This is a genomic window from Intrasporangium sp. (assembly GCF_051961875.1).
In the GTDB taxonomy this organism is placed as follows: Bacteria; Actinomycetota; Actinomycetes; order Actinomycetales; family Dermatophilaceae; genus Intrasporangium_A.
This window is the reverse complement of record NZ_JBQCCV010000032.1, coordinates 1-2467: the sequence shown is the minus strand read 5'-3', so window position 1 is coordinate 2467 and position 2467 is coordinate 1. Positions and strand designations below refer to the sequence as shown.

Genomic DNA, 2467 nt, shown 5'->3' with positions numbered 1-2467 from the left:
CGCTCCTTCTGTTCCTGCTTACCGATGTCGGCCAATCCCACATCACGCCAGCGCACTACGCCGTTGACGGATACGGGCTGCTTAACCATGTGTATCGATGCGCTCCTTGGCTCGGGCTCCCCGACCTCTCGGGGCTCCGTGTGACTCATCCTAGTGGCGCCGCCTTCGGTTGACGACACTATCCACAACTCCGCGGACAGCTGTATTGTTCCCCGTCGGGCTCCGCGCCGAACCAATTCACAGCTCGCTCCCAGTTTCCGCGCCCGTCCCAGGGGAGGCGTCCCGGAGTGCATCGAGCAGGGCGGCGAGTGCCGCCTCGGTGGCGGCGCGGCGGATCGCGGCCCGGTCGCCGTCGAACGCGTAGGCGTGCACGGCCGACCCGGCCGGGCCCGAGACGGCGACGAACACGGTCCCGACCGGCTTGCCGTCGTGCGCCTCGGGGCCGGCGGCGCCGGTGGTCGCGACGCCGTAGTCAGCCCCGCAGACCCGTCGGGCGCCGTCGGCCATCTGGCGGGCTACGTCGGCGTCGACCGAGCCGGCCCGCGCGAGCAGTTCCGGCGAGACCCCGAGCACCGACGCCTTCACTGCGCTCGCATAGCTCACGACGCCCCCGCGGAGCATCCCGGATGCGCCGGGGACGTCCGCGAGTGCGGCCGCGACGAGCCCTGCGGTGAGCGATTCGGCGGTGGCCGCGGTGGCCCCGCGGGCGACGAAGGCTTCCACGACCTCGTGCGCTGTCACGGTCGGGACCCGGTCCTCGGACATCGCCTCAGTCCGCCTTCCGGGCGGACGCGCGGAGCCGCGCGGCCTTGAGCACGTAGTCGGCCCCGGTGACCACGGTCACGGCAAGGTCCAGCAGCATCACCCAGAAGGCGACGGCGGAGAGCACGGCCAGACCGGGGGTGTGGGGGAAGAGGTACAGCAGGATCGCGACCGTCTGGAGCACGGTCTTGAGCTTACCGCCGCGCGAGGCGGGCATGACGCCGTAGCGGATGACGACGAAGCGCAGCGCCGTGATGCCCCACTCGCGCACGAGGATGAGCACCGTGATCCACCAGGGCAGCTCGGCCAGCACCGAGAGCAGCACGAGCGCGGCCCCGGTCAGGAGCTTGTCCGCGATCGGGTCGGCGATCTTGCCGAAGTCGGTGATGAGGTTGCGCCGGCGGGCGATCGAGCCGTCCAGCTGGTCGGTGTAGATCGCGACGGCGAACAGGGCGAACGCGACCCAGCGCAAGGGCCCGTGCGCCGTGCCGTCGGCCAGCAGCGACCAGATGAAGAAGGGCACGAGGACGATCCGCGCCATCGTGAGGATGTTCGGGAGGTTCCACAGCTGGGAGGGGGACGCCGACGGCGGGGTGGTCACCGTCTCAGCCTAGCGTCCGGTCAGCGACCATGCGTCTTCGCCGCCCTCGTCGTCGCCGTCGTGGTAGTCGACCGCCTGCGGACGCCCCTCCAGGTCCTTGGCGACGAGGTCCTCCGCGTACGGCGAGTCGTTCTCGTACTGCCCTAAGTGGTGGTTGGCGCTGGCGTTGTCGGCGAGGGCCTCGTCCGCGGCTGCCGTCCCGGAGGACGGCGAGTCCTGCCCGCGGAGCGCAGCGAGGACGGCCGGCAGGTCGTCCGGCTTGACGAGCACGTCGCGGGCCTTGGACCCCTCGGAGGGGCCGACCACCCCGCGGCTCTCGAGCAGGTCCATGAGCCGGCCGGCCTTCGCGAAGCCGACCCGCAGCTTCCGCTGGAGCATGGACGTGGACCCGAACTGGGTCGTGACCACCAGCTCCGTGGCCTGCAGGAGCACCTCGAGGTCGTCCCCGATCTCCTCGTCGATCTGCTTCTTCTCGGGCTCCGCCGCGACGTCGTTGCGGTAGGTGACCTGGAGCTGGCCCTTCACATGCTCGACGACCTTGTGGATCTCCGACTCGGAGACCCAGGCGCCCTGGACGCGCATGGGCTTCGAGGCGCCCATCGGCAGGAACAGCGCATCGCCCTGGCCGATCAGCTTCTCGGCGCCGGGCTGGTCGAGGACCACGCGGGAGTCGGTGACCGACGAGGTCGCGAACGCCATGCGGGAAGGCACGTTGGCCTTGATGAGGCCGGTGACGACGTCGACCGAGGGCCGCTGGGTCGCGAGGACGAGGTGGATGCCCGCGGCACGTGCGAGCTGGGTGATGCGCACGATCGAGTCCTCGACGTCCCGCGGCGCGACCATCATGAGGTCGGCCAGCTCGTCGACGATGACGAGGAGGTACGGGTAGGCGCGGATCTTCCGCTCGGAGCCCGCCGGCGGGACGACCTTGCCCGCCCGGACCGCCTTGTTGAAGTCGTCGATGTGCTTGAACCCGTAGTTGGCCAGGTCGTCGTAGCGGGCGTCCATCTCGCGGACCACCCACTGGAGGGCCTGGGCGGCCTTCTTGGGGTTCGTGATGATCGGGGTGATGAGGTGCGGGATGCCCTCGTAGCCGTTGAGCTC

General features: G+C 70.3%; 3 protein-coding genes and 1 pseudogene. All 4 read right to left on the bottom strand.

The window, feature by feature from the left end; all coding sequences use genetic code 11:
• Nucleotides 1-89, bottom strand: a pseudogene (locus ACTHJJ_RS01955) (helix-turn-helix domain-containing protein); the annotation flags it as partial.
• Between the two features lie 148 nt (nt 90-237).
• A complete protein-coding gene (locus ACTHJJ_RS01950) occupies nt 238-765 on the bottom strand; it encodes a CinA family protein (protein WP_440301253.1) in 528 nt (175 codons plus the stop codon).
• A 4-nt stretch (nt 766-769) separates the two neighbouring features.
• Entirely contained in the window at nt 770-1363 is a 594-nt protein-coding gene (gene pgsA, locus ACTHJJ_RS01945; RefSeq protein ID WP_440301252.1) for a CDP-diacylglycerol--glycerol-3-phosphate 3-phosphatidyltransferase, read from the bottom strand.
• A 9-nt stretch (nt 1364-1372) separates the two neighbouring features.
• Nucleotides 1373-2467, bottom strand: a 1095-nt coding sequence (locus ACTHJJ_RS01940; protein WP_440301251.1) for an FtsK/SpoIIIE domain-containing protein, incomplete at its 5' end; no start/stop codon positions are given.

Coding starts and splice junctions, on each gene's coding strand:
- ACTHJJ_RS01950 (WP_440301253.1), bottom strand. CDS start 765: ATGTCCGAGGACCGGGTCCCGACCGTGACAGCGCACGAGGTCGTGGAA.